Annotated in this window: 27 protein-coding genes and 1 pseudogene; 8 read left to right on the forward strand and 20 right to left on the reverse strand. The window is 43.1% G+C overall.

Annotated elements, in window-relative coordinates; translation table 11 throughout:
- Positions 1-10: 10 nt before the first annotated feature.
- The 8 genes and pseudogenes from QYB97_RS15985 to QYB97_RS16020 form a co-directional block, all read right to left on the reverse strand.
- Positions 11-220, reverse strand: coding sequence for a helix-turn-helix domain-containing protein (locus QYB97_RS15985; RefSeq protein ID WP_301167003.1), 210 nt, complete (start codon positions 218-220; stop codon positions 11-13).
- A gap of 9 nt (positions 221-229) precedes the next feature.
- Positions 230-709: a DUF2975 domain-containing protein gene (locus QYB97_RS15990; RefSeq protein ID WP_301167004.1), complete on the reverse strand. Its 480-nt coding sequence runs from the start codon at positions 707-709 to the stop codon at positions 230-232.
- Between the two features lie 189 nt (positions 710-898).
- Positions 899-1,270, reverse strand: coding sequence for an iron chaperone (locus QYB97_RS15995; protein WP_301167005.1), 372 nt, complete (start codon positions 1,268-1,270; stop codon positions 899-901).
- 37 nt (positions 1,271-1,307) lie between these two features.
- Complete coding sequence (locus QYB97_RS16000) at positions 1,308-2,159, reverse strand: aldo/keto reductase (RefSeq protein WP_301167006.1); 852 nt, start codon at positions 2,157-2,159, stop codon at positions 1,308-1,310.
- 34 nt (positions 2,160-2,193) lie between these two features.
- The gene (locus QYB97_RS16005; RefSeq protein WP_301167007.1) at positions 2,194-2,640 is read right to left on the reverse strand and encodes a GNAT family N-acetyltransferase; all 447 of its coding nucleotides are present in this window, start codon (positions 2,638-2,640) and stop codon (positions 2,194-2,196) included.
- A gap of 98 nt (positions 2,641-2,738) precedes the next feature.
- Positions 2,739-3,122, reverse strand: a complete 384-nt coding sequence (locus tag QYB97_RS16010) for a VOC family protein (RefSeq protein ID WP_301167008.1) — start codon at positions 3,120-3,122, stop codon at positions 2,739-2,741.
- Between the two features lie 157 nt (positions 3,123-3,279).
- Complete coding sequence (locus QYB97_RS16015; RefSeq protein WP_301167009.1) at positions 3,280-3,528, reverse strand: hypothetical protein; 249 nt, start codon at positions 3,526-3,528, stop codon at positions 3,280-3,282.
- A 29-nt stretch (positions 3,529-3,557) separates the two neighbouring features.
- Positions 3,558-3,947: pseudogene (locus QYB97_RS16020) on the reverse strand (class I SAM-dependent methyltransferase); the annotation flags it as partial.
- A gap of 180 nt (positions 3,948-4,127) precedes the next feature.
- Between QYB97_RS16020 and QYB97_RS16025 the strand changes: the two are divergent.
- Positions 4,128-4,832, forward strand: coding sequence for a hypothetical protein (locus tag QYB97_RS16025; RefSeq protein WP_301167011.1), 705 nt, complete (start codon positions 4,128-4,130; stop codon positions 4,830-4,832).
- A 61-nt stretch (positions 4,833-4,893) separates the two neighbouring features.
- Here QYB97_RS16025 and QYB97_RS16030 read toward each other — a convergent pair whose 3' ends face one another.
- The 8 genes from QYB97_RS16030 to QYB97_RS16065 form a co-directional block, all read right to left on the reverse strand.
- A complete protein-coding gene (locus tag QYB97_RS16030) occupies positions 4,894-5,748 on the reverse strand; it encodes a PhzF family phenazine biosynthesis protein (RefSeq protein ID WP_301167012.1) in 855 nt (284 codons plus the stop codon).
- A 55-nt stretch (positions 5,749-5,803) separates the two neighbouring features.
- Positions 5,804-6,715, reverse strand: coding sequence for a M23 family metallopeptidase (locus tag QYB97_RS16035; RefSeq protein ID WP_301167013.1), 912 nt, complete (start codon positions 6,713-6,715; stop codon positions 5,804-5,806).
- A gap of 132 nt (positions 6,716-6,847) precedes the next feature.
- Positions 6,848-7,840, reverse strand: a complete 993-nt coding sequence (locus tag QYB97_RS16040; protein WP_301167014.1) for a DUF4003 family protein — start codon at positions 7,838-7,840, stop codon at positions 6,848-6,850.
- Between the two features lie 59 nt (positions 7,841-7,899).
- Complete coding sequence (locus QYB97_RS16045) at positions 7,900-8,736, reverse strand: pentapeptide repeat-containing protein (RefSeq protein WP_301167015.1); 837 nt, start codon at positions 8,734-8,736, stop codon at positions 7,900-7,902.
- A gap of 142 nt (positions 8,737-8,878) precedes the next feature.
- A complete protein-coding gene (locus QYB97_RS16050) occupies positions 8,879-9,376 on the reverse strand; it encodes a VOC family protein (protein ID WP_356948189.1) in 498 nt (165 codons plus the stop codon).
- Positions 9,377-9,398: 22 nt separating this feature from the next.
- Positions 9,399-9,815 (reverse strand): VOC family protein, encoded by a 417-nt coding sequence (locus tag QYB97_RS16055; RefSeq protein ID WP_301167016.1) that lies wholly within the window; start codon positions 9,813-9,815, stop codon positions 9,399-9,401.
- A gap of 113 nt (positions 9,816-9,928) precedes the next feature.
- Entirely contained in the window at positions 9,929-10,093 is a 165-nt protein-coding gene (locus QYB97_RS16060; RefSeq protein ID WP_156412550.1) for a hypothetical protein, read from the reverse strand.
- Positions 10,094-10,260: 167 nt separating this feature from the next.
- Positions 10,261-11,475 carry an MFS transporter gene (locus tag QYB97_RS16065; protein WP_301167017.1) on the reverse strand — a complete coding sequence of 405 codons (1,215 nt, stop codon included), beginning with the start codon at positions 11,473-11,475 and terminating at the stop codon, positions 10,261-10,263.
- A 222-nt stretch (positions 11,476-11,697) separates the two neighbouring features.
- On the opposite strand from QYB97_RS16065, the gene QYB97_RS16070 reads away from it, so the two are divergent.
- Positions 11,698-12,306, forward strand: a complete 609-nt coding sequence (locus QYB97_RS16070; RefSeq protein WP_301167018.1) for a YczE/YyaS/YitT family protein — start codon at positions 11,698-11,700, stop codon at positions 12,304-12,306.
- Between the two features lie 85 nt (positions 12,307-12,391).
- Here QYB97_RS16070 and QYB97_RS16075 read toward each other — a convergent pair whose 3' ends face one another.
- Both QYB97_RS16075 and QYB97_RS16080 read right to left on the reverse strand, forming a co-directional pair.
- Positions 12,392-13,603 carry a dicarboxylate/amino acid:cation symporter gene (locus QYB97_RS16075; RefSeq protein ID WP_301167019.1) on the reverse strand — a complete coding sequence of 404 codons (1,212 nt, stop codon included), beginning with the start codon at positions 13,601-13,603 and terminating at the stop codon, positions 12,392-12,394.
- 62 nt (positions 13,604-13,665) lie between these two features.
- Positions 13,666-13,932, reverse strand: a complete 267-nt coding sequence (locus QYB97_RS16080; RefSeq protein ID WP_301167020.1) for a hypothetical protein — start codon at positions 13,930-13,932, stop codon at positions 13,666-13,668.
- A 128-nt stretch (positions 13,933-14,060) separates the two neighbouring features.
- Here QYB97_RS16080 and QYB97_RS16085 point away from each other — a divergent pair, with 128 nt between their 5' ends.
- The 4 genes from QYB97_RS16085 (at position 14,061) to QYB97_RS16100 (ending at position 17,688) form a co-directional block, all read left to right on the forward strand.
- Positions 14,061-15,350 carry a phytoene desaturase family protein gene (locus QYB97_RS16085; protein ID WP_301167021.1) on the forward strand — a complete coding sequence of 430 codons (1,290 nt, stop codon included), beginning with the start codon at positions 14,061-14,063 and terminating at the stop codon, positions 15,348-15,350.
- A 1-nt stretch (position 15,351) separates the two neighbouring features.
- Complete coding sequence (locus QYB97_RS16090; protein ID WP_301167022.1) at positions 15,352-16,227, forward strand: RNA polymerase sigma-70 factor; 876 nt, start codon at positions 15,352-15,354, stop codon at positions 16,225-16,227.
- 134 nt (positions 16,228-16,361) lie between these two features.
- Positions 16,362-17,105: an alpha/beta hydrolase gene (locus QYB97_RS16095; protein ID WP_301167023.1), complete on the forward strand. Its 744-nt coding sequence runs from the start codon at positions 16,362-16,364 to the stop codon at positions 17,103-17,105.
- A 61-nt stretch (positions 17,106-17,166) separates the two neighbouring features.
- On the forward strand, positions 17,167-17,688 hold the full coding sequence (locus tag QYB97_RS16100; protein ID WP_301167024.1) for a YfiT family bacillithiol transferase: 522 nt from the start codon (positions 17,167-17,169) through the stop codon (positions 17,686-17,688).
- Between the two features lie 17 nt (positions 17,689-17,705).
- Here QYB97_RS16100 and QYB97_RS16105 read toward each other — a convergent pair whose 3' ends face one another.
- Positions 17,706-18,368 (reverse strand): O-methyltransferase, encoded by a 663-nt coding sequence (locus QYB97_RS16105; RefSeq protein WP_301167025.1) that lies wholly within the window; start codon positions 18,366-18,368, stop codon positions 17,706-17,708.
- A 526-nt stretch (positions 18,369-18,894) separates the two neighbouring features.
- On the opposite strand from QYB97_RS16105, the gene QYB97_RS16110 reads away from it, so the two are divergent.
- Both QYB97_RS16110 and QYB97_RS16115 read left to right on the forward strand, forming a co-directional pair.
- Positions 18,895-19,149: an anti-repressor SinI family protein gene (locus QYB97_RS16110; protein WP_301167073.1), complete on the forward strand. Its 255-nt coding sequence runs from the start codon at positions 18,895-18,897 to the stop codon at positions 19,147-19,149.
- A gap of 115 nt (positions 19,150-19,264) precedes the next feature.
- Complete coding sequence (locus tag QYB97_RS16115) at positions 19,265-19,444, forward strand: hypothetical protein (protein WP_301167026.1); 180 nt, start codon at positions 19,265-19,267, stop codon at positions 19,442-19,444.
- Positions 19,445-19,497: 53 nt separating this feature from the next.
- Here QYB97_RS16115 and QYB97_RS16120 read toward each other — a convergent pair whose 3' ends face one another.
- Complete coding sequence (locus tag QYB97_RS16120; RefSeq protein ID WP_301167027.1) at positions 19,498-20,277, reverse strand: alpha/beta fold hydrolase; 780 nt, start codon at positions 20,275-20,277, stop codon at positions 19,498-19,500.
- Between the last annotated feature and the right edge of the window lie 46 nt (positions 20,278-20,323).

Genomic DNA, 20,323 nt, shown 5'->3' on the forward strand with positions numbered 1-20,323 from the left:
ATCTACATTATTAATCTTCATTTCGATATTCCAGGATATCTCCGGGCTGGCATTCCAACGCTTTACAAATCGCCTCCAGCGTGGTTAATCGTATTGCTTTCGCCTTCCCGTTTTTCAAGATAGAAAGGTTCGCCATTGTGATTCCCACCCGCTCCGAAAGCTCGGTTACACTCATTTTCCGTTTAGCCAGCATCACATCAATATTGATTATAATTGCCATGTCATCACCTCAGACTACTAAGTCATTTTCTGATTTTATATCAATGGCATCTTGTAAAAGCCTTTGAAGTACAGCAGCAAAAACAGAAATCACGATGGAGGCAAAAATAATCACAAGTCCAATGACGATAATTCCCGGGGCATCATCCATCTGCGCCAGAAGGTAAAAGATCGGCATGCCCAATCCGATCAGAATGCTGATTGTGATTGCACAGTACTTTATCTTCTTTAACGCTCTTACAGACCGTTCAGAGAAAGCCACATTCCTGTCAATGTAGTTTAAAAGCCTGAAAGCTTGATACAGAGCAAAGTAAAAAGGTATAGCGGATGCGTATAAATCCAGATAAACAAGATATTTCAAATACCCTTGCTTAGGATTCACTGCGATGTATTTTGCGATCTCGGGCACCAAAAAAATGCACATGGCAAGAACGGGCAATCCAATAAGAAATAGCGCTATTTTTAAAAAGAGTGTTGATACGCGTTTCACAGAAAACACCTCACTTATATATTGTCCATTTAAATTTAACATGGTATTTATCGTTTTACAATAAATCATTATTGTTTTTTATTATATTATTGTTGATACTTAATTATCCCTTATGTTTTGAGGCAGTAAAAAAAGGCCTCTATTTTTATAAAGATAGAGACCTTTTTGCTGAAATCGAAAGGGTATGGATTATTCCCTCCAAAACTTCGTATATTCTGCTTTATCCTGAATGTTAAATTTGATGATTTTCTCAAGCAGTTCATAATTGATCGGCTTTTTCCACGGTATCCGGAACAGGCCTTTGGTTGAACTGTAGCCCGCTTGTGCAATGTCATCGGCGAAGTGAGCCATACAAACCTCTTCGGGTGCCACGCTAAAATGATGCTTCGCTGTGGAAAAGCCAATGATAAAGGTGCCGTGATCAGTATACATGGGCGTATTCCACTTGATCTGTGGTTCCATATCCCGGAATTGATCAGCTACCCACATTAGGATTTCCTCCATTCGAGTGCGGTGTTCGGGATTATCAATGCCTGCTAAATATTTCTCAAAAACTTCCATCCTCTTCCTCCTTGACTAGTGATCACAACATAATAAATTACTTGATAACCGGGAAAGTAAGCTCGATCTGTTCAAGATCCTCTTCTTCCAGTTTAAATCGTAATGCATTCAGGTTATCTTTGATATGCTCCTTACTTGCTGCTTTTGGGATTGTAACAAGCGGTTCCTGCCTTAACACCCAATTTAATGCCACTTGATAGGCCGATGCATGATATTTATTCGCTATATCGTCCAATACCTCCCGTTCTCTTGAACCCGTTTCAGGAAACCCGGCCATGCCAAAGACTTTCGGGGCATAACCGAAGGGGGAATATCCCATGACGGTGAGGTTGTTTTCCTTGCAATAGGGCAGCACATCTCGCTCGGCCCTTCTATCATTCAAGTGGTAGGCGACTTGATTGCAAACAAGCGGAATACTGCCTAAGTGATGCTGCGCTTCTTGCATCAATTGCGGTGAGAAATTACTGACCCCCACATTTTTCACCAAGCTCTTTCTAACCAACTCAGCCATGGCTTCCATTGTCTCCGCCAGCTCAAACTCTTCGCTCGGCCAGTGCTGTAAATACAGATCAATAGTATTCGTTTTTAAACGTTCCAAACTGTCTTCTGCTGCTCTCAGTACACCTTGATAGGAACAGTTTTTTGCCGATACTTTCGTAACAAGAAATACTTCTTTTCTCACATCCCGTATGGCTTGGCCAACAACTTTCTCTGCTCCGCCCTTTCCGTATTCCTCTGCCGTATCGATTAATGTGAGACCTTGTTCTATGCCGAAGCGAAGTGCCTCAATTTCTTGTTTTTCAGTGACTTTATTCTCGCCCATCTTCCAGGTTCCCTGTCCGATAGCAGGTATTCGTTCCGATGTGTTTGCAAGTCTGCGATATAACATAGCTTCCTCCTTTTATTCTTTTTTCTTATGTACGTTACTCCACTAGCTTCTTTTCAAGAATGATTTTAGGTTCTCCCTCGCCATCCGTATAGGTACCAATGATATCAAACCCTGATTTAATATTTAGAATGAGCATGCTGCGCCACTTGTTTTTGGTTTTTGTTTGCACGGCTTTGTACCCGCTGGCTTTAAGGTACTGATGCTGCTGTTTCATCAGCTTTGAGGCAATACCATGATTTCTATAGTTAGCCTTCACCCCGCCCAGCCAGCTATAAAACTGCTCCCGGTTAAGCGCGTAACCTATTTTATAACCGATTATCTTTTCTCCATACACTGCCACCTCCATTTTCAAATCAGGTTTTTCTTTCATCCGGCCGGCCAGATCATCTGAACTGCCAAAGATATCATTATGCAAGTGGGTGATGCCCTCTACTGTCTTAGTATCGGGATATGTATCAAAATGAAAATACTCAATCGCCATGTGGATTCTTCTCCTATTCTAGCAACTTTTTCATATCTCTTCTTCATTACTCTCTGACAAAAAGCGGATACCCTGTTACAGATATCCGCCAATTGTTACTACGGTTTCCTTTTACAAACAATATGAATTGAATTACCATCTGGATCTTCTACATAGCCCGCTCTCAGATTTAGGAAATCGTGCGGTTCTGATACCACTGTGACACCATGTTTTGATAAATATTCAATGGCTGAATCTGCATCTTCCGTCCATAACACAATCTCACAACCTTCATTCTTACCAGGTGTTAAACCATGAACGTCTCTAGCTGATTCCTTAGTGGCTATCCCTAAACAAAAACCATCCAGTACTAATTCGTGATGTGTTGCTTTACCCTCAATCTCTGCGGTGAAGGTTAACTTAAAACCAAGTCTTTCATAAAATGCTTTGGATTCCTCCAAATGATCAACATACAAATTAATTTGTGGTGATTTAAACTCCATTAAAAATCCCCTCCTTTTTCGTACTTCAAGATTCGATAGGTTCATTCTTGTTTCCTTCTTTCGTTTTCGGAATAAAAAAAGAGAGTAATATCACTATTACTCCCTTCTGCTTCAGACGCTTATTAACCTGTTTATTATCTTTTAACATTCACCTTTGTCAAACAAGCTGTTTTCTTGCTTTAAATACAATAAAATTAGAGATATTAAAGTCTTCTTCAAACTGAGGGTATTTGATTAGCATCTCTTTGGACGGCTTTGGTTCTACCAATTCCTCCAGGATAAATTTGGCTTTTTGAATGGCTTTAAAATAGCTGGACAGCGAGCGATGATAGTATACGATCTTCTCCGCCGCATCCGCAGGAAGTGACTGCTCGTATACTCCTTCATAAAAATACTTATCTATCATCCAATATTGTTTCTGTCCTGCCGAATTTTTTACCCAGTCACTATTGGTGTAACAAAGCAAGGGTGAAGAATGGAGAAAACAAAATAGCCGCCATTCTTCAAAAGAAGAAGCATCTCACTAAGCGCTGCCTCATAATCAGCCAGGTCCTGAATTACCATATTGGACACGATGATATCAAATGCACAATCATCGAGAAAGTTCAGCCTTTCACAATTGCCATGGTGGAAAATTATGTCGAGTTCTTTTGGAGTTTTCCCCTTTGCAATCTCAAGCATTTTTTTAGAATAATCAATGGATGTTACACTTGCTCCTCTTCTAGCAAGAAACCTGCTTAAGTATCCTGCTCCACAGCCTGCATCAAGCATTTTCATTCCATCCGTTTGCTCAATTAAGGAATCAATTGCATGTATCATGTAGGTAGAGGCATACCTTCTTTAATTAAATTATACAAGCCCGAGATTTCAAAAGAAATCTCGGGCTTTTTGTGTTTATTTTAAATTTACGTTTGCTTATCTTAATACCTAATAAAATTGCCTATACAAAAAGAGGACTAGGTGCATTTACTATAACGAGGAAATAATTTGTAAAGGAGAAATGAAATGTCAGATTTTCGAGGCTTTCCAACTTTACCATGCGGAGATTTATTTCGAGCTGGCAGGGGATCAGGGATCGCAGTAAAAGAAAGCTCATTTCAGACTATAGCAGCCGCCGCGATACCAACATTCCCTTTAATAATTTCATTAGATGACGCTGCTACAACCCGAGGAGTAGAGTTTGTACGCAACGGGATAGTTTCAGGATTACAATCTGTTGAAGGAGGAACTTATGACTTCGCGTATATTGTAAGTACTACAATTACAACAGCTACTACTACAGCTCCTTACACTCTAAACTTTGAGCTGATAACCAGTACGGGTAGGATAATTACTGATTCCAGTTCCAGTCAAATCATTCCTGTAACAACTGTATTAGGTACTTCAATCAATACGAATTTGGAAGTGGCTTTACATTTTACCTTATTGCCTGGTGAAACGGTTTCAATCGTATTAAGGTCAATCACTGGCACGGTAACTGGTAGCATTACCATTAATACAGCTTCCCTATACATGCAACCTACAGGAACAGCAGAACAGGCCCGTGAGGAATCCTCCTCTAGTTCAAGCAGTTCTAGCAAGAAAAAATGTGAATCCTCTTCAAGCAAAACCTCTTCTTCCTCTTCTTCCAGTACTCCATGTAAAATACCAGATAAGAAGCATCACAATAAACCCTGGAAGAAAGGAAAAAGTAAGAGAAGCTTATTTTAGCCCTAATAAAAGGCAAAAAAGAAGAATCCTTAACTGGAGACTTCTTTTTACATATCTGTCTTTAGCAAATTTCACCTTTTGACAAAATAACCGCGTTCCCTCCCACCATAACCTTTGGATGGTCTTCGTCTATTAACTTAGTAATGATCTCCGAAGGCCGGTCCATGCTATAGCCTTGAAGGAACGTATACTCTTGGTTAAATGTATGGATTACCCCGTTTTTATAAAGATAGTAGGTTAATGCCCCATTGGAGGTACCTGTCGCTGCTTCCTCATCAATACCATATAGTGGACAAAAGTTCCTTGTTTCGGCAATACCTTCTTTCGCGTCCAGCGTAAATGCATGCACTCCGCAGACATTGTTGGCTTTTGAAAATTCAGCAAGCGCAATAAAATCAGGATTTAGATCATACAAATCTTTTTTTGTTTTCACAGGGAGCATGATATCCCAAAGACTCGTACTTGCCGCTTGAGGTGCTAAGTGAAACTGGGTGTCACCGATTTGGCATTTTTCAATGTTAAATATCTTTGAAAGATCATCGTAATTGTTCACTATCTTTCCGAGCTTTGGCTCTGCTTGCTCCATCATAAAGAGGGGTGGGCGGACTTCAACAGAGAGTGTACCTGCCAATGTTTTTATAAAATACGTGTTATTTCCTTCAATCGTTTGTTGGTCCAAAAGGGCTTTGAATGCTGCAATGGTGGCATGCCCGCAAAGTTCCACTTGGGACTTCGGTGTAAAATACTTTATTTCAAACGTTCTATGATCTACTTTTCTTACAAATGCGGTTTCTGAAAAACGGACTTCTGCCGCAAACTTCTGCATGAATTCGTCGTTTAAATGTTCGTGAATCACAACACCTGCCGGATTGCCCCCGAATTTTGTTTCTGTAAATGCATCAATGACATAATACAACAATTTCAGACTCCCTTTTCTACCTCTATTTTCTTACCCGGCCTGTTTATCCTAATCACTCAAAAAACAAACTGTTCCTCTTGGCAAATCGTCCATTAAACGTAATGGGCACCCCATTACCATCCCTTTCCGCGTGGATGTGCAGATGAGGCTCTGAGGTATTTCCTGAGTTTCCCACTTTGCCGAGTTGGTCTCCTGAAGCGACTTCCTGCCCTTTTTCCACCTGAACCGATTGAGGAATCATATGTGCCATCAAAACGTCAGTGTCTTTGCATTTCAGCACAACATGATTGCCTTCAGGATATTTTTCACGATAGGACTTCGTTGAATCGTCCATTTTAGACGGAGGAATTTCCTTTAGCCCGTCTTTTGTTTTCATGACAGTTCCATCACATGGACTGAAGATGGCTGTTCCGTATATTTCATAGCTTTTCAGGTTATCTGGATTCCATCCATTACTGCGAATCCCAAGCCCGTTTAGCTGAACAATATCCAGTGCATAGGCTTGTGGCCGATAAGGGTGATGATAGTTGATGTTCGTGGCTGCCCCGCCATGGGCAGTATAAAAGGTGCCATTCTTTAAGGGAAAAGAGAGCGCAAGTTCCGAATCGCCCTTTGAATAACCGGTCAGTGCCATTGCCGTTACATAACCAAAAAAGCCGATCAGAATGACACGCACTCCCATACCAAATAGATACGTAAAATTCTTGGCGGGCCCTTTTGCCGGAAGATCTCTTGATCTCACATACGACCGCACCGCAACAAAAACAAAGACCAGCGGCCAGATAATTCGAAAGTAATAACTGACAATGTCCCATCTTCCCGTCAGGAAAAGATAAGCGATAATGAATCCGACTCCCACCACTTCGAACAGCCAAGCCCGTTTGCTGGGGAATTTCCCGCGAATTAACTCAAACATAATCACAATCGGCAACACATAATACACGACAGCCATATACCAAATCATGTGGAGCGCCTCCTTAAATGTGCCTGTTATGTGAATCAACTCCATGTTAACCCAAGTTTCCACATTAAAGAATGGTAAAAAGGAACCTGAAATGAATTCGGGTTCCTAGCTTTTTGTTCAAATCACGGTTGCTCAACTTCCCCCATCACCAGAGGAATTCACCACCGTTGCAGCTGAAATGGCCGCAATCATGGCTGCTTGCTGCGCCTGGATGATCGCATCCACCGCAGCATAGATACCCGTCCCCAGCAATGCCGGATTATCCAGCTTTTCACTGATGGTTAAGTTTGCCGCCATGATCAGGTTCATGTCTTTATGCCACCTGAACGGCTTTTCACTGCCTAAACGGTCGAAAGCTTCTAATACGGTCGAGACTTCATCTTCCCCGTCTTTTAACAAGGCGAGAAGACCGACCAGCGGGTAATGTATTCCCTTTGGTCTCTTCCATAACGTTTTAAACGTGTCGTAAACCTTTATGGATTGCTGGATCAATTCATCTGGTTTAGTTTCATGATCGATGGATAGAATATGGCTCATAAATTGAAGATCATTTCCTTTTGAAAGGCCGTTCTTGCTGAGCTCCTTATAAAAATGCTCCACATGATCCATGATTTCATCTACGGTTCCTTCTCTGCCCGCCAACAGGACCGCAAGCGGGTAATCGGTGCTTGAGGTGAGGAAGAAGTGATGGGACGACATCCCTTTGTACACCTTCATCACCCGGTCAGTGGGAATGTCTTTACCCTCTTCCCTCTGGCCAAGAAGCACCTGGGCGGCCAGATAAGTGGAAGCGCCTCGGCTGAAACGTTCATCAACCATTTGATCGTAAATCTCGATCAGTTCATGGAACTTTTTTTCCGGTTCGTCGAAATACACATCCAACATGGCTCCAATGGTAAATCGGGGTGTTGATTTCAGTGTATTAAATGCACCGACATTATCCTTGATATAGTCACTTACCTTTAAAAATTGTTGTAAATCAAAAGACTTGTTGTTGACCACATACATCGAAGCAACCATCATCAAGGTTCGCTGGTCACTGACCTTCCATTTAAGCGCACCTTTTAGCTGTTCATATGTATCACGGTAATCTTGAAGTTTTTGTTCCAAAAGCGGAGTAACCATAGATTGTCTCCTCTCTTTTTTCCTTCTATTCTTATAACGATCGACTTCATCTAAAAGTTTCAAATTTTGGAAGATAGCCAGTGTTCCGGCTGCTTTACGTGCGGAGGAAGCTTTGTTTTACGATTCCCTTTTGCAGCGTTTACCTGGATTTGTGTAAGAAAAATACTTCCTCTTACATCCGCCCCGCTCAGGTCTGCATCCCTGATGTCCGCACCAATCCAGTCACACCTTCGCAAATCCGCTTCCCGCAGGTCAGCGGCAATGAGCAGTGCACCTCTAAAGTCACTGCCTTTGAGATCCGCTTTCCGCAGCTTTGCCCCCAGAAAGCTGGTGCTTTTCTTTTTTGCTCTATTCTGTTCTTTTCTCACCAGTTCACTGGTACGGAGCAGAAGACCATTCACTTGGGATCGATGAGCCTGTACATCCAGGAGCAACAAGGCTTCGGGTTTCATGTTTGTAAGACTCTCGATCGTTTCATAGCAGTCTTGTAACTCCGTTTTTATGGATTGGGTTTCTTCCCTGTTCCGTGCTTCCTTTAAATAATAGAGCATTTCATGAAGCTGCTGCATGACCGGAAAAACATCGAACATTTCCTGCGCACGTTTGTTATCATTGCGCCAATCCAGCCCTTTATAAGTAGATAGGGAAACTTTTTGTCCTGCACCAAAACAGTCATACACGGTACAGCCTTTAAAGCCTTTCTCTCTGAGATTTTGATGAATGCCGCACATAAAATTTTGCTGCAAGTTGGGACATGGAGTTCCACTGTCTTTGTTCAGCGCAAAATCTGCAGACTTGGCAAAGGGCAAGGCGACACAACATAATCCAAAGCACTGCTCGCAGTCAGCCTTCAGCACTTCAAGCCCTTCTGAACTTTCTTTTATCGGATGAATCATTTCAGGCACTCCTTTTTACAAGGTTTCCTATCTAAGCTTACCAGATTTATGAAAAGCAGCGTAAGTATCTTCTTCAGCTTAAGGCGCGTTTCCTCTCTTCAACTAAAAAAAGCCGCCGAAGCAGCTTTTTATTTTACAAGCTTTAATTTTCTAAAGATCCCTCAGATGCTTGCTTTATTTTTTCAGCATCCAACTTCTCCATTTTATAGATCGCCTTCACGACGCGTTGGGATTTTTCAGGATCAGGATCATTCACCATCTCCCAAGCAATTCTCGGTGTAATTTCCCAAGTTACCCCATACTTGTCCTTTAACCAGCCGCATTCCTGTTTTTCTCCACCCTCTGAAAGTTTTTCCCATAGATAATCAACTTCCTCTTGCGTGTCACAGGATACATAAAGAGATATACCGTCACTGAATTTGAAGTATGGGCCGCCATTCGTTGCTATTAATTCCTGGCCATCAATCTGGAATCTCACCGTTCTTACTTGTCCTTCAGCCCCATGTTCTTCCTGACCATACCTCGTAACGTTCATAACCCTGGAGTTTTTGAAGATGGAGACATAAAAATCGACCGCCTCTTCAGCTTGGTCATTGAAGCACAAATGGGGTGTTATTTTGGGCATAGAAATACTCATCATCTACCGCCTCCGCGTCATTGATTTACATGGCAGAAATTTGCCAGGTGACTCCATATTTATCCTTAATTTGACCATAGGAAGGGCTCCAGAACGTTTCCTGCATTTCCATGATGACGTTGCCGCCTTCACGAAGGTTTTCAAAGATTTCCTTGGATGTTGCGATGTCGTCGGTGATAAGGGCAATCGTTACTTGGTCTCCTGTTTGATACGGCATTCCAGGGAATGTATCGGATAGCATCAAATCTGTATCGCCTACCTTAAGATGGGCATTCATCACACGGTTTTTCGCTTCTTCCGGTGTTGGGTGTTCCGGGTTATCCGGCATGTCACCAAATGTTTGGAGACCAAGCACCTTTGCGTTTAAAGCTCTTTCGTAAAACTTTACAGCTTCCTGTCCGTTACCATTCGTCACCAAATAAGGATAAATACCTTTAATCATCACGACACCTCATTTTTAGTTTTATACGAACATACGTTCCTTATTAGTTTACTACACACTGAATATGTAAGCAACCACTTTTTCAATTTTTCCCCTTAAAAAGAGAACCGATCTTACATCGGTCCTCCGCTCAGCGTGCTGCTGCTTTCTATTTTTTCAGTTTCAAGCAATGGAGTGGATAAGGTTTCAGGTTCGGAATCCTGATGGCTTTTGCTGATACGCACCAAAATTCCTACCATCACCGCAGCGGCAACCAACAATAGCAATAACCAAAGCATAGGAATACCCCCTCAATGATAATGTTCCTGCTAAACATGCATATGAGTTCCCGGGCAGCGATATAACGTTTGGTTTCTTGAGCTGATGCATTGATGCCTGACTCTGTGTTTCTTGATGCAATATACATTTTCTATGTTTGTTTCCATCTTCCTTCTTGAATACAAATTTATTTTGCAGCCACAACTGGTTTTCTGCTGTTCTGCTTTTCACGTATCCGGTATTGCAAGAAGATCAGTGAAGCAATGAAAAATGAACAGATGCCAAAGGTAATTACCATCTTTTCAAATCCAATGGTATCAAGGAAGAGACCGGTTAAAAGCATTAAGATCTGAAAAAGAATGTTATCGGTCATGCCTTTAATCGAGAAGAACCGGCCGTGATAATCGGCTGGAATATCGGTCTGAAAAATAGTCGTTGTGACAGGAAACAGCAGCCCCATTGCGAGACCAAAGAAACCGAATGAAACCACCGACATCACCAAGTGGCTTGCCATAAACAAAGAGATATGGGCCAGCGCGCAGATAAAAACAATCCCAAATAAGTAAGGCAGTTTCGCATCCTTTAAAAACCGCCTGGCGAGATATGTCCCCAGGAAAACACACAATCCTTCGGTCGTATAGAGAATCCCTTTGATTCCGGGATACTGCTGGATTTGGCTGATCTCAATCACCATCAGATTGAATCCAGCAAGAAACAGATACGGAGGAATCAAAAGAAAAATGCTGTAGAGAACTTTGTGCTGATGCCTCACGATCGGATACAGCTCCTTTAATGTACTGAAGAAGCTTTCCTTTTTGCCGCCGTCTGTTTTCTCTCTCGGTGTTTCGTCCACTTTCAAATAAAACGTGGCAAACAGCAGAATAACATAGGAAACCAGTGTCACGGTGTACAAAGCGGATAGTGACATGCTGACAAGCATTACTCCGCCAAGTGCAGTCCCGGCAATCCGTGCTCCTGTAAACAGGTTCATGTATACGCCGTTCGCCTGCAGCAGCTCTTCTTTTTTCACGATCAACGGAATGAGCGTCTGCATGGCCGGATTGGAAAAGGTGCCGGAAATGCCGATCACAAACGTGTAGATCAGCATCCACCACACATTGTTGTAAGCGATTGCCAAAAACATAAAACCAATGGCCAGACACCTCGCAATACCCGAATAAATCAGGATTTCCTTCTTGTCTCCCCGGTCAATAATCCTCCCGGCCATTGGGGCAAGAAACACCCCCACAAGAAATCCTGATAACAGGATCAGTGCCTGTAAAAACGACGATTCCACATTCTTTTGCAAAAACTCAAGGTTACCGATAATTCCAACCCACAACCCTGTGCTTGAAACCGCCACACCAAACATCAATAATAAGAAGTTTTTATTGCCCCACATCTTGCTTCCCCTCTTCCCCACACCAACAAATTAATCGATAATCATATTTTAGCATGAGACATCTAAAATCAGGATAGTTATTTAAGAACCTTGAATCCAGTGTGAAAATTGGGTGGATAAATCCGCATCTGATGAGTAAGTGATGAAATTTATTTGCATAGATTGAGGTAAGGACCTTGGAAATTTGTTTTCAGGGTCTTTCTTTTGTAAAGGAGCGGATATATGACCCGCAAAGGCTTCTTCTTTTATCTGATCGGCATTGTGATCTTAACCCTTGGCATTGCCTTATCCATCCTTTCCAACCTCGGCACATCCCCTTATGACTCTCTTTTGGTTGGTCTCTATAGAACCATTGGTCTCACAGTCGGTTCCTGGGAAATCATTATCGCTTTGGTGATGATGGGACTGAACAGCGTTCTTTTACGAAAACGTCCTGAATTCCTCGCGCTTGGCACCGCTGTCGTAACTGGTGCTGGAATTGATGCCTGGTACTTTTCCTTAAGAGGCTGGCTGCTGGCAGATACGTTTCTCCTTCAGCTTGTTTTGCTGATAGCGGGCATGCTTTTGATCGGCATCGGCACAGCGATTTATTTACAGGGAAATATTGCCCCAATCCCCCTGGACCGGTTAATGCTGATTCTTCGGGAAAAGCTTAGCCTAAGCCTTAGTACCTCCCGCCTCCTGATCAGTATGCTTGTACTTACATTCGCCTACTTCCTACACGGTCCGATTGGGATTGGTACCTTGTTAACCGCCCTTTTCAATGGGTGGATGCTGTCGTTTTTCATGCCATATGCTGAAAACTTATATCGTGAGCGGGTACAAGAATAGGAAGTGTGGAGAAGTTGCCCGCAAGCTCTCTCCCAGCTATGTTCGATCACAAAAAAAGGCCCAAAAAGGCCTTTTTCAATGTACTTTATTTATTCCAACGGTCAATAACTGCAGCATTCGCCACATTTCCAATTACATTTAAGGCAGTTCGGAATCCATCGGTTAACCGGTCAACGCCGGCAACGATCGCAATGCCTTCGAGCGGGAGTCCGGCGGCAGATAACACCGTTGTCATCATAATGATGCCCGCGCCCGGAACACCTGCTGTGCTGAAGGAAACCAAAAGTGCACTGACAAACACAGCCATAATGAGTGATGCGGTGATCGGTACATCAAAAAATTGGGCAACAAACAGGGCATTGAAGCCCTGGAGGATAGCTGCACCGTCCCTTTTCAAGGCAGTCCCAAATGGGAGGGCGAAACTGGCAATCTCCCGTTTCATCCCGTAACGGTCACCGGCATTGTCCATTGCTACAGGAAGAGCAGCATTCGAGCTCGCTGTTCCAAATGCCAATGAAAAAGACGGGAAGAAGCTTTTAAAGAAATGATTGGGCTTGGCACCAACCATTAAAAGGATCAAATAATAAATCACTCCCATGATTGCCAGTGCAAGGATAAGACCAAGAATATACATTAAAAGCTTATTAACCACCCCAAAGCCCTGGGTAGCAATCACTGAAGCCATGAGCGCAAACACACCGATCGGCGCAGCCTTCAGGATAATCTGAAGGATCCGTTCAACAATGGAATAAACACTTTTAACCAGCGCCAAAAAGGGTTGGGCTTTCTCTTTTACAAGATTCATGGCCACCCCGATGAGTATAGCCGAAATGATGACCTGCAGCAGGTTGGCAGTACTTAATGCTTCAAATGGATTGGTCGGCACGATGCTGACGAGCCAATCCACTAAGGACTGGCCTTTTTGTGCGTCTGGCCCCTGCCCGACTTCCTTAATTGAAACCCCTGTACCCGGTTTAAGCAGATACGCAGTAACCATACCAATCGCCAGAGCAACCGCACTTGTAATGATATATAATGGCAGCAGTTTAATGGTATAAGAGCCGATTTTCCCTGTTCCCTGAAGACTTGTCAGTCCAATGATTAAGGATGTAAAGACAACAGGCACAACAATAAATTGAATGATTCGAATGAATGCTTGTCCTATAGGTGAAAGGACATAATGATCGATAGATTTAACTTGACCGGGCATAAAGGCATTTAACAGTGCACCGGCAACAATACCGAGTACAAGCCCGGCAAGGATCTTGGTTGATAATTTCAGTGGTTTCCCCTCCAATATTCATAGTTTACTCATTTGATTACTATACAATAAAAGAAGGCTGCCTCCAACTGAAGTGCTTATCCATGATAGTGAGACTGAATATTCTCCAAATCCTTCAGCAGCATGCTGATTTCCTGCTGGCTCAGCCTCAAAAGCATGGAATCATACAGCGAAACCACCTGGCCATCTGCATCATCCTGATGTTTTTGCAAATAGCTGTACAGTTTCTCCAGCTGTGAGGAAGATAGCGTAGATTGCGTCATAAAGTGTTTCACCTGCTGCAGCGAAAACTCGTTTGTCCCCTGGTCGAGATCTCCAAAAAGAATGTTCCCGTGGATTTCCATAGCCCGCACTCCTTTGATGTTGTTAATTTGGTTTAGTTTACCCTTACATCAAAAATTTTCTCCTTTTTCATGTCACAATCTTCCCTCCTTTCTCGTCTTGTTGGTAAAAAGGAAAGAAGGGATCTTTCTTGAAAAAATATGAAACAGCCATCATTGGCGGAGGGCTTTCCGGACTGACTGCAGCTGTTTACCTGGCTGAAGCAGGTATAGAAACCGTCATTATTGAAAAAGGAAAAGAAGTAGGCGGCCGCGCACAAACGGTAAAGAAAAAAGGAGCTTACCTTAATCTCGGTGCACATGCTCTTTATAAAGGTGGAGAGGCGGAAGCGGTATTGCACGAGCTTGGGATTACTCCTTCAGGAGGAACGCCGGGCACAAAAGGCAGCGCTATCTGGAACCAGTCCATCCGCCCCCTGCCCCATCACCTTTCCTCTCTTTTTGCCACAAAGCTTTTTTCCTGGAGCGGCAAAATGGAATTCGGCAAAGTGATGTTGAAACTTACTAAATTGAAACCGGAGTCGATCAGTACTGTTAGCCTGCGTGAATGGGCGGAAACAGAAATAACAGATCCCATGGTCAGGCATACCTTTTACGCTTTGTGCAGAACATCGACCTATTGCATAGAACCAGAAAAGCTAAACGCCCGAAATGTGCTCGCCCAGGTGCAAAAAGGATTAAAAGGAGTGCTGTACATTGATGGCGGATGGCAGACTATAGCCGATGCTATAAAAACACTGGCGGTCGACGCCGGCGTGACCTTTTTGAATCATCAATCCGTAGATTCCGTAAAAAGGGAAAATTCATTTATCCTATCTCTCAAGAGCGAAGAGAAACTGGAGGCTTCCTACATCATCTCTACTGCCGGTCCTGAGCAAACATACTCCTTATTAGAGGGGATGGAAGGAACCTCTTTGGATAGGTGGAGAAAAAGCGTCAAACCAATATATGCTGCGTGTCTCGATGTTTCACTGCGTAAACTTCCACAACCAAACGAACAGTTCGCCATTGGCATCGATCAGCATATCCTTTTTACCAATCAATCCCGGGCAGCCTCAGTAAGCGAAGACGGCTCTTCTGTCGTCAGTGTTCTTAAGTATTTGGGTACAGAGACAACTGCAAGTCCTGAGGCCGATAAACGAGAGCTGGAGAAAATCATGGACTTAATGCAGCCTGGCTGGAGAACCGAATTGGAAGCCTATCAATTCTTACCCCACATCGCTGTCGTACAGGGTTCCTGCGCCATGATGGATTATGTTCCTTATGGTCCCTTTGTGCCAGAACTGCCTGGTTTTTACGTAGCAGGAGATGGGGCCGGCCACAGCGAAATGCTTGTTGATGCGGCATTCGCCAGTGCAAAAAGAGCGGCTTCGGCGATTATTCACAACTATGGGAATCTCGAAATTCGGAGGGAGGCATAAATTGGAACCTCTACAATCAGAACAACTTTTTACCGATTACAGGCCACTGCTTTTTTCACTGGCCTACCGCATGCTCGGCAGCGTGCAGGATGCTGAAGATATCATTCAGGATGTTTTCATCGCTTTGAATGACACAGAGGCCGAACACATTGAAAATCAGAAAGCCTATCTGTGCAAAATGGTGACTAACCGGTGCATTGATTTGCTAAAATCGGCACGCAGCCAGCGTGAACACTACGTAGGAACATGGCTGCCCGAGCCTTTGCTTACAGAAAGCACACACGACCAAAATCCTTCGGAGTACGTTTCAATGAGGGAATCTGTATCCACGGCGTATCTGCTGCTGCTTCAGCAATTATCCGAAACCGAGCGTGCCGTTTTTCTTTTGAAGGAAGTCCTCGATTACAGCTACAAGGACATAGCGGATATTGTTGGAAAAAGCAGCACCAATTGCCGGCAGATCTTTCATCGGGCAAAAAAAAGCATCGGCCCCCCACCTCAAGAACATAAAATGACGCAAAAAGGAAAGTTGCTCACCGAGCAATTCTTTGAAGCTCTTATGAAGGGCGATACCGGTAAACTTCTAAACCTGCTGACAGCCGATGCGAACCTTCTGACAGATGGCGGCGGTAAAGTAAAAGCGGCGATCTTCCCCATTTTGGGTGCCGACCGGATTGTCCGTTTTTACCTGGGCATCCAGTCAAAGCTGCCGCCGAACCTTACGCTTACCTTTACTTCTGTCAATGGAATGCCCGGAGCCATTCTTTTCTCGGAGGAGCATATCTATTCGGTTCTTTCCTTTGATGTCAGAGATGATAAAATACAAAACATCTACTCTGTTTCAAATCCGGAGAAACTAAGCCATATAGGTGTATAAAAATTACCTTGATAGATTGATTACTGAGAACCTTTATTTAGAGGTTCTCTTTTGTTGTCATAAGGTCAAAGTTTGTCCATACTAGAATGGAGTATTAGAACTTTCCTATGTGGAGGAACATCTGGAGGATTCCCTTGAATAAGAAACTTAGATTTGTGTTAGTCATTGTGGTGGTTGTGCTCATTGTTTATGCTGGCGGCTTTTTGATCTGGTCACAACAGACCTTTAAACCGACCGCACAGCTGAACCAGTTGATCAACATAAAACAGGAAGTGCAGCATAAAGGGGATTTGTATATTTACAAGCCGAAATCCCAAGAGATGAAAGATGGCATTATCTTTTATCCCGGAGCCAAGGTAGAGCCTGAAGCCTATTCCTATTGGGCAAAAAAACTCTCCGACGAAGGATATCTCGTAATCATCCCTGAAATGCCACTGAATCTCGCACTATTGGGGAAAAATAAAGCAGAAGATGCAATGAAGCTATACCCATCCATTAAAAAGTGGTACCTTGGCGGACACTCTCTCGGTGGTCCTGCATCAGCCGGCTACAGTCTGGAGCACCAGAACAAGGTCAAAGGCTTGATTTTCTTAGGTTCTTATACGACTGAAAGCTCAGATTTGTCTAAAGCCAAATTCCCTCTTCTCTCGATTACAGGGGAACGGGATGGTCTGAGTACACCAACGAAAATCAAGGCAAACAAAAAGTTTAATCCCGCTGAGTCCACCTATCATGAGATAAAGGGTGGAAACCATGCCCAATTTGGGATGTATGGTACGCAAACCGGAGATAAAACAGCCAAAATATCAAACAGAGAACAGCAGGATGAGATTGTTAAAACGATCCTTTCCTGGCTGAATAAAAAGAACCAGCGTTGATGAACGCTGGTTTTTCTCATGATAAACTAACACTATCAGGATTTAGAAAGGAGAAGTTTACATGATGGATTTGCGCTATCCCATTGGATTATTTGATATGAATCAGGAGGTTACAGCCAATAAGGTGACTCAGTGGATTTCTGATATTGAATCCGCTCCGCAAACATTGAAAAAAGCGGTTGAAAACCTGAACGACCCGCAGCTGGATACTCCCTATCGTCCCGGCGGCTGGACAAGCAGGCAAGTTGTTCACCATTTGGCAGACAGCCACCTTAACAGCTATGCCCGATTTAAACTTGCGCTTACAGAAGAAAATCCTTTGATTAAACCCTATCAGGAAGCGTTATGGGCAGAACTCCCGGACTCCAGGCTCCCCGTTGATATCTCGATTCACTTACTTGAAAACCTGCATGCCCGTTGGGTTGTTCTTCTCAGGTCACTTTCACCAAGAGATCTGAACAAATCATTTACTCATCCAGATTCAGGCAAGGTAACGCTCGCCCAGAATATTGGTTTGTATTCCTGGCACGGCCGGCATCACATTTCTCATATTACTTCTCTTTGCTCATGTGAAGGATGGTAACTTCCACTTCTTTTCCTTTATTTCACAACCCCGATTACAAACCCGTCATAGCCCTTGCTGCCAACGGTCTGCAGGGCTGTGGCTTCGATTCGGCTCTCTTTGGCTAGTACATCAATGAGCTCGCGTGATCCTTTTACACCCGGATCCACACTTTTCTCATCCACCACTCTTCCGTTTCGAACGACATTATCTCCAATGATGACCGTGCCCGGGTGTGAATATTCAAGTGCCCACTTCAGGTAGTGGGGATTGTTTGGTTTGTCGGCATCAATAAAAATAAGATCAAAAGATGGATATCCTATATCTTTTAGTGTGGGCAGTGTTTCGAGAGCCGGCCCCACGATAATTTCAATTTTTGTCTCCAATCCAGCTTTTTTAATATTTTCCTTCGCCACCTGTGCGTGCTTCTGGCTGTATTCCAGTGTAATCAGGAGACCGTCCTCTGGAAGAGCCCTTCCCATCCAGATGCTGCTGTACCCGCCGAGAGTACCGATTTCAAGTATATGTTTTGCTCCTTTTAATTTAGCCAAAAGATACAAAAATTTCCCCTGAGCCGGTGAAACATCAATCGAGGGTAATCCTGCTTCATGATTAGCTTTCAGGACATCTTCAAGTACACGATCCTCCTTAAGAAGATTAAAGTTTAAATACTCATCCACCTTGTTCCAAATTTCTCTCATCCTGCTCCCTCCTTCATTACCATAACCCGTATACTTTCGCTCTCGATCCCCCATTCCCTTCTTTTTACAAAATAGTTTATCAATGTCGTTATATAGGTCTTTATAATTAATTTAATCGAATATTCAATATTCTGGTCATGCAGGGTGTCGAATGAAATGGCTAATTTATTCCCTTATATCTTATATATAGGCAGTTATTTTCATTAAAAGGAAAAATGGAGCTGTTTTTCAATCAGTCCTTATTTACTATTAAATTTCAGATAATATGAATCTAAATATCCATAAAATCTATATGCACGGGATTTTTATAGGTATAAATTATCATTTTATTGTTTTTACATATTAAGTTAATAGTTTCAAAAAGATTCCATATGTGCTAACCTATTAATAGAAAAGGCAAAAAGACCTATTAAGATTTATCGAATATTGTCGAAGGCCGATTAGCAGAGGGATTTTCGGGAGTCACATACCATAATTAAATGTTAAACACATCAAACGCCTATATTGAAAGGAAGTAAAACTAGTGATGAAACAAAAGTATATGGTTGAAAAAACAAAAACTGTACATAAGAAATTTATAGTGGCCGCCCAACCATCACACCGCCTTTTGTCATTTAGCAAAAATAATAATGCCCAGCATGCCAGACTGTTAGCTTATAAGACAAGAAAAAAACCTGCGCTGTTCCTTGATCAGGAGTGGGTGAAACTCATTCATGAAGCAAAACAAATGGGCCTGAGCCTTGATGAGGTTCGTTCCTTCATTCTATGCCCTACCCAGTGAAAGAACAAGAAAAACGAGGCCATCGTGGTCTCGTTTTTTTGTTCTGATTAAACAAACATCATTCTTCACTCTGTGATACAATGCTATAGCGTTCTTTGTGAAAGGGGGAGAGTCCTTGGTCATTTTCATTACGCTTTTTACAGCGATCGCAGGAGGCATTCTTTTTCCGATCATTTCCTACCTTGGTGACAGAAGTAAAGGCATTAAGCCGAGAAACCATTACATCATTCAAGGGGCGCTCTTTGCGGCTGTTTTTTTCATGGTATTGATGACTGTAAAACCGATAAGCAATTGAATACATATTGCACAAAAAAGGCTGTCTCCTATGCAGCCTTTTTTCTGTGGTTTCTAGCTGCGATTCAAAAACTCTGTAACCACCTGCCTGTATCTTTCCGGTTCCTCCACGCTCGGTGCATGTCCCGAATGCTCAAACTCCACAAACCTGGCATTTGGTATAAGGTTCGCAACCTCTCTGCCATCCTTTGGCGGATTTAGCCCATCGTACCTTCCGCTGATCACCAATGTTTCCGCTGTGATTCTGTCCAGAAGAGGACGGAAGTCAAAGTTCTCCAGTGCTTTTTGTGCCGCTATCTGCTGTTCCGGAGTAAGAACAGGGACATCAACATCCACCCGCTGAGACCATTCACCGACCATCTCTGGTTTATGAAAAATGTATTTGGAGAGAGCATACATTTGCTCTTCTTCCGTAAGACCCTTTAGTTCATCCGCATGTTCCTCCTGAAGCCTTACCGTTGATGAGGTTTTCCCAAAAGCTTTCGCAACAACCAGGATCAGTTGCTTTACCCGTTCTGGACTGAATACAGCCACTCCCTGTGCGATATAGCTCCCCATGGACGCACCCAGCAGACTGGTTTTCTCAATGTTCAGGTGATCCATGAATGCAATCACATCCTGCACATGATCCTCAAGCGTATAATGAGGCACTTTCTCCGACCTTCCATGTCCCCTCGAATCAAGAGCGATGACCCAGTACGATTTCTTTAACTCATTGATCTCGTTCTCGAACATATGATGGTCTCCTCCGAGCCCGTGCAGCAGGATAAACGGTTCACCGCTGCCGTACTCTTCGTAACACAGTTGTACTCCGTTTACGTTTACCTCTGGCATTTCCCTTCCTCCTCCATTTTCCGCCTCCCCTCCTATTATAAATTGT

Origin of the sequence: Fictibacillus fluitans (assembly GCF_030418125.1) — a bacterium.
Taxonomy (GTDB): domain Bacteria; phylum Bacillota; class Bacilli; order Bacillales; family Fictibacillaceae; genus Fictibacillus_C; species Fictibacillus_C fluitans.

What these genes read in the sequence shown, in the direction of transcription:
- QYB97_RS16025 (WP_301167011.1), top strand. Translation starts at nt 4,128, where the DNA reads ATGTCAGATTTTCGAGGCTTTCCAACTTTACCATGCGGAGATTTATTT.
- QYB97_RS16045 (WP_301167015.1), bottom strand. Translation starts at nt 8,736, where the DNA reads ATGATTCATCCGATAAAAGAAAGTTCAGAAGGGCTTGAAGTGCTGAAG.
- QYB97_RS16015 (WP_301167009.1), bottom strand. Translation starts at nt 3,528, where the DNA reads ATGATAGATAAGTATTTTTATGAAGGAGTATACGAGCAGTCACTTCCT.
- QYB97_RS16040 (WP_301167014.1), bottom strand. Translation starts at nt 7,840, where the DNA reads ATGGTTACTCCGCTTTTGGAACAAAAACTTCAAGATTACCGTGATACA.
- QYB97_RS16120 (WP_301167027.1), bottom strand. Translation starts at nt 20,277, where the DNA reads ATGCCAGAGGTAAACGTAAACGGAGTACAACTGTGTTACGAAGAGTAC.
- QYB97_RS16010 (WP_301167008.1), bottom strand. Translation starts at nt 3,122, where the DNA reads ATGGAGTTTAAATCACCACAAATTAATTTGTATGTTGATCATTTGGAG.
- QYB97_RS16110 (WP_301167073.1), top strand. Translation starts at nt 18,895, where the DNA reads ATGAAACAAAAGTATATGGTTGAAAAAACAAAAACTGTACATAAGAAA.
- QYB97_RS16105 (WP_301167025.1), bottom strand. Translation starts at nt 18,368, where the DNA reads ATGAGAGAAATTTGGAACAAGGTGGATGAGTATTTAAACTTTAATCTT.
- QYB97_RS16050 (WP_356948189.1), bottom strand. Translation starts at nt 9,376, where the DNA reads ATGATGAGTATTTCTATGCCCAAAATAACACCCCATTTGTGCTTCAAT.
- QYB97_RS16000 (WP_301167006.1), bottom strand. Translation starts at nt 2,159, where the DNA reads ATGTTATATCGCAGACTTGCAAACACATCGGAACGAATACCTGCTATC.
- QYB97_RS16060 (WP_156412550.1), bottom strand. Translation starts at nt 10,093, where the DNA reads ATGCTTTGGTTATTGCTATTGTTGGTTGCCGCTGCGGTGATGGTAGGA.
- QYB97_RS16035 (WP_301167013.1), bottom strand. Translation starts at nt 6,715, where the DNA reads ATGATTTGGTATATGGCTGTCGTGTATTATGTGTTGCCGATTGTGATT.
- QYB97_RS15985 (WP_301167003.1), bottom strand. Translation starts at nt 220, where the DNA reads ATGGCAATTATAATCAATATTGATGTGATGCTGGCTAAACGGAAAATG.
- QYB97_RS16100 (WP_301167024.1), top strand. Translation starts at nt 17,167, where the DNA reads ATGATGGATTTGCGCTATCCCATTGGATTATTTGATATGAATCAGGAG.
- QYB97_RS16055 (WP_301167016.1), bottom strand. Translation starts at nt 9,815, where the DNA reads ATGATTAAAGGTATTTATCCTTATTTGGTGACGAATGGTAACGGACAG.
- QYB97_RS15995 (WP_301167005.1), bottom strand. Translation starts at nt 1,270, where the DNA reads ATGGAAGTTTTTGAGAAATATTTAGCAGGCATTGATAATCCCGAACAC.
- QYB97_RS16080 (WP_301167020.1), bottom strand. Translation starts at nt 13,932, where the DNA reads ATGGAAATCCACGGGAACATTCTTTTTGGAGATCTCGACCAGGGGACA.
- QYB97_RS16065 (WP_301167017.1), bottom strand. Translation starts at nt 11,475, where the DNA reads ATGTGGGGCAATAAAAACTTCTTATTATTGATGTTTGGTGTGGCGGTT.
- QYB97_RS16005 (WP_301167007.1), bottom strand. Translation starts at nt 2,640, where the DNA reads ATGGCGATTGAGTATTTTCATTTTGATACATATCCCGATACTAAGACA.
- QYB97_RS16070 (WP_301167018.1), top strand. Translation starts at nt 11,698, where the DNA reads ATGACCCGCAAAGGCTTCTTCTTTTATCTGATCGGCATTGTGATCTTA.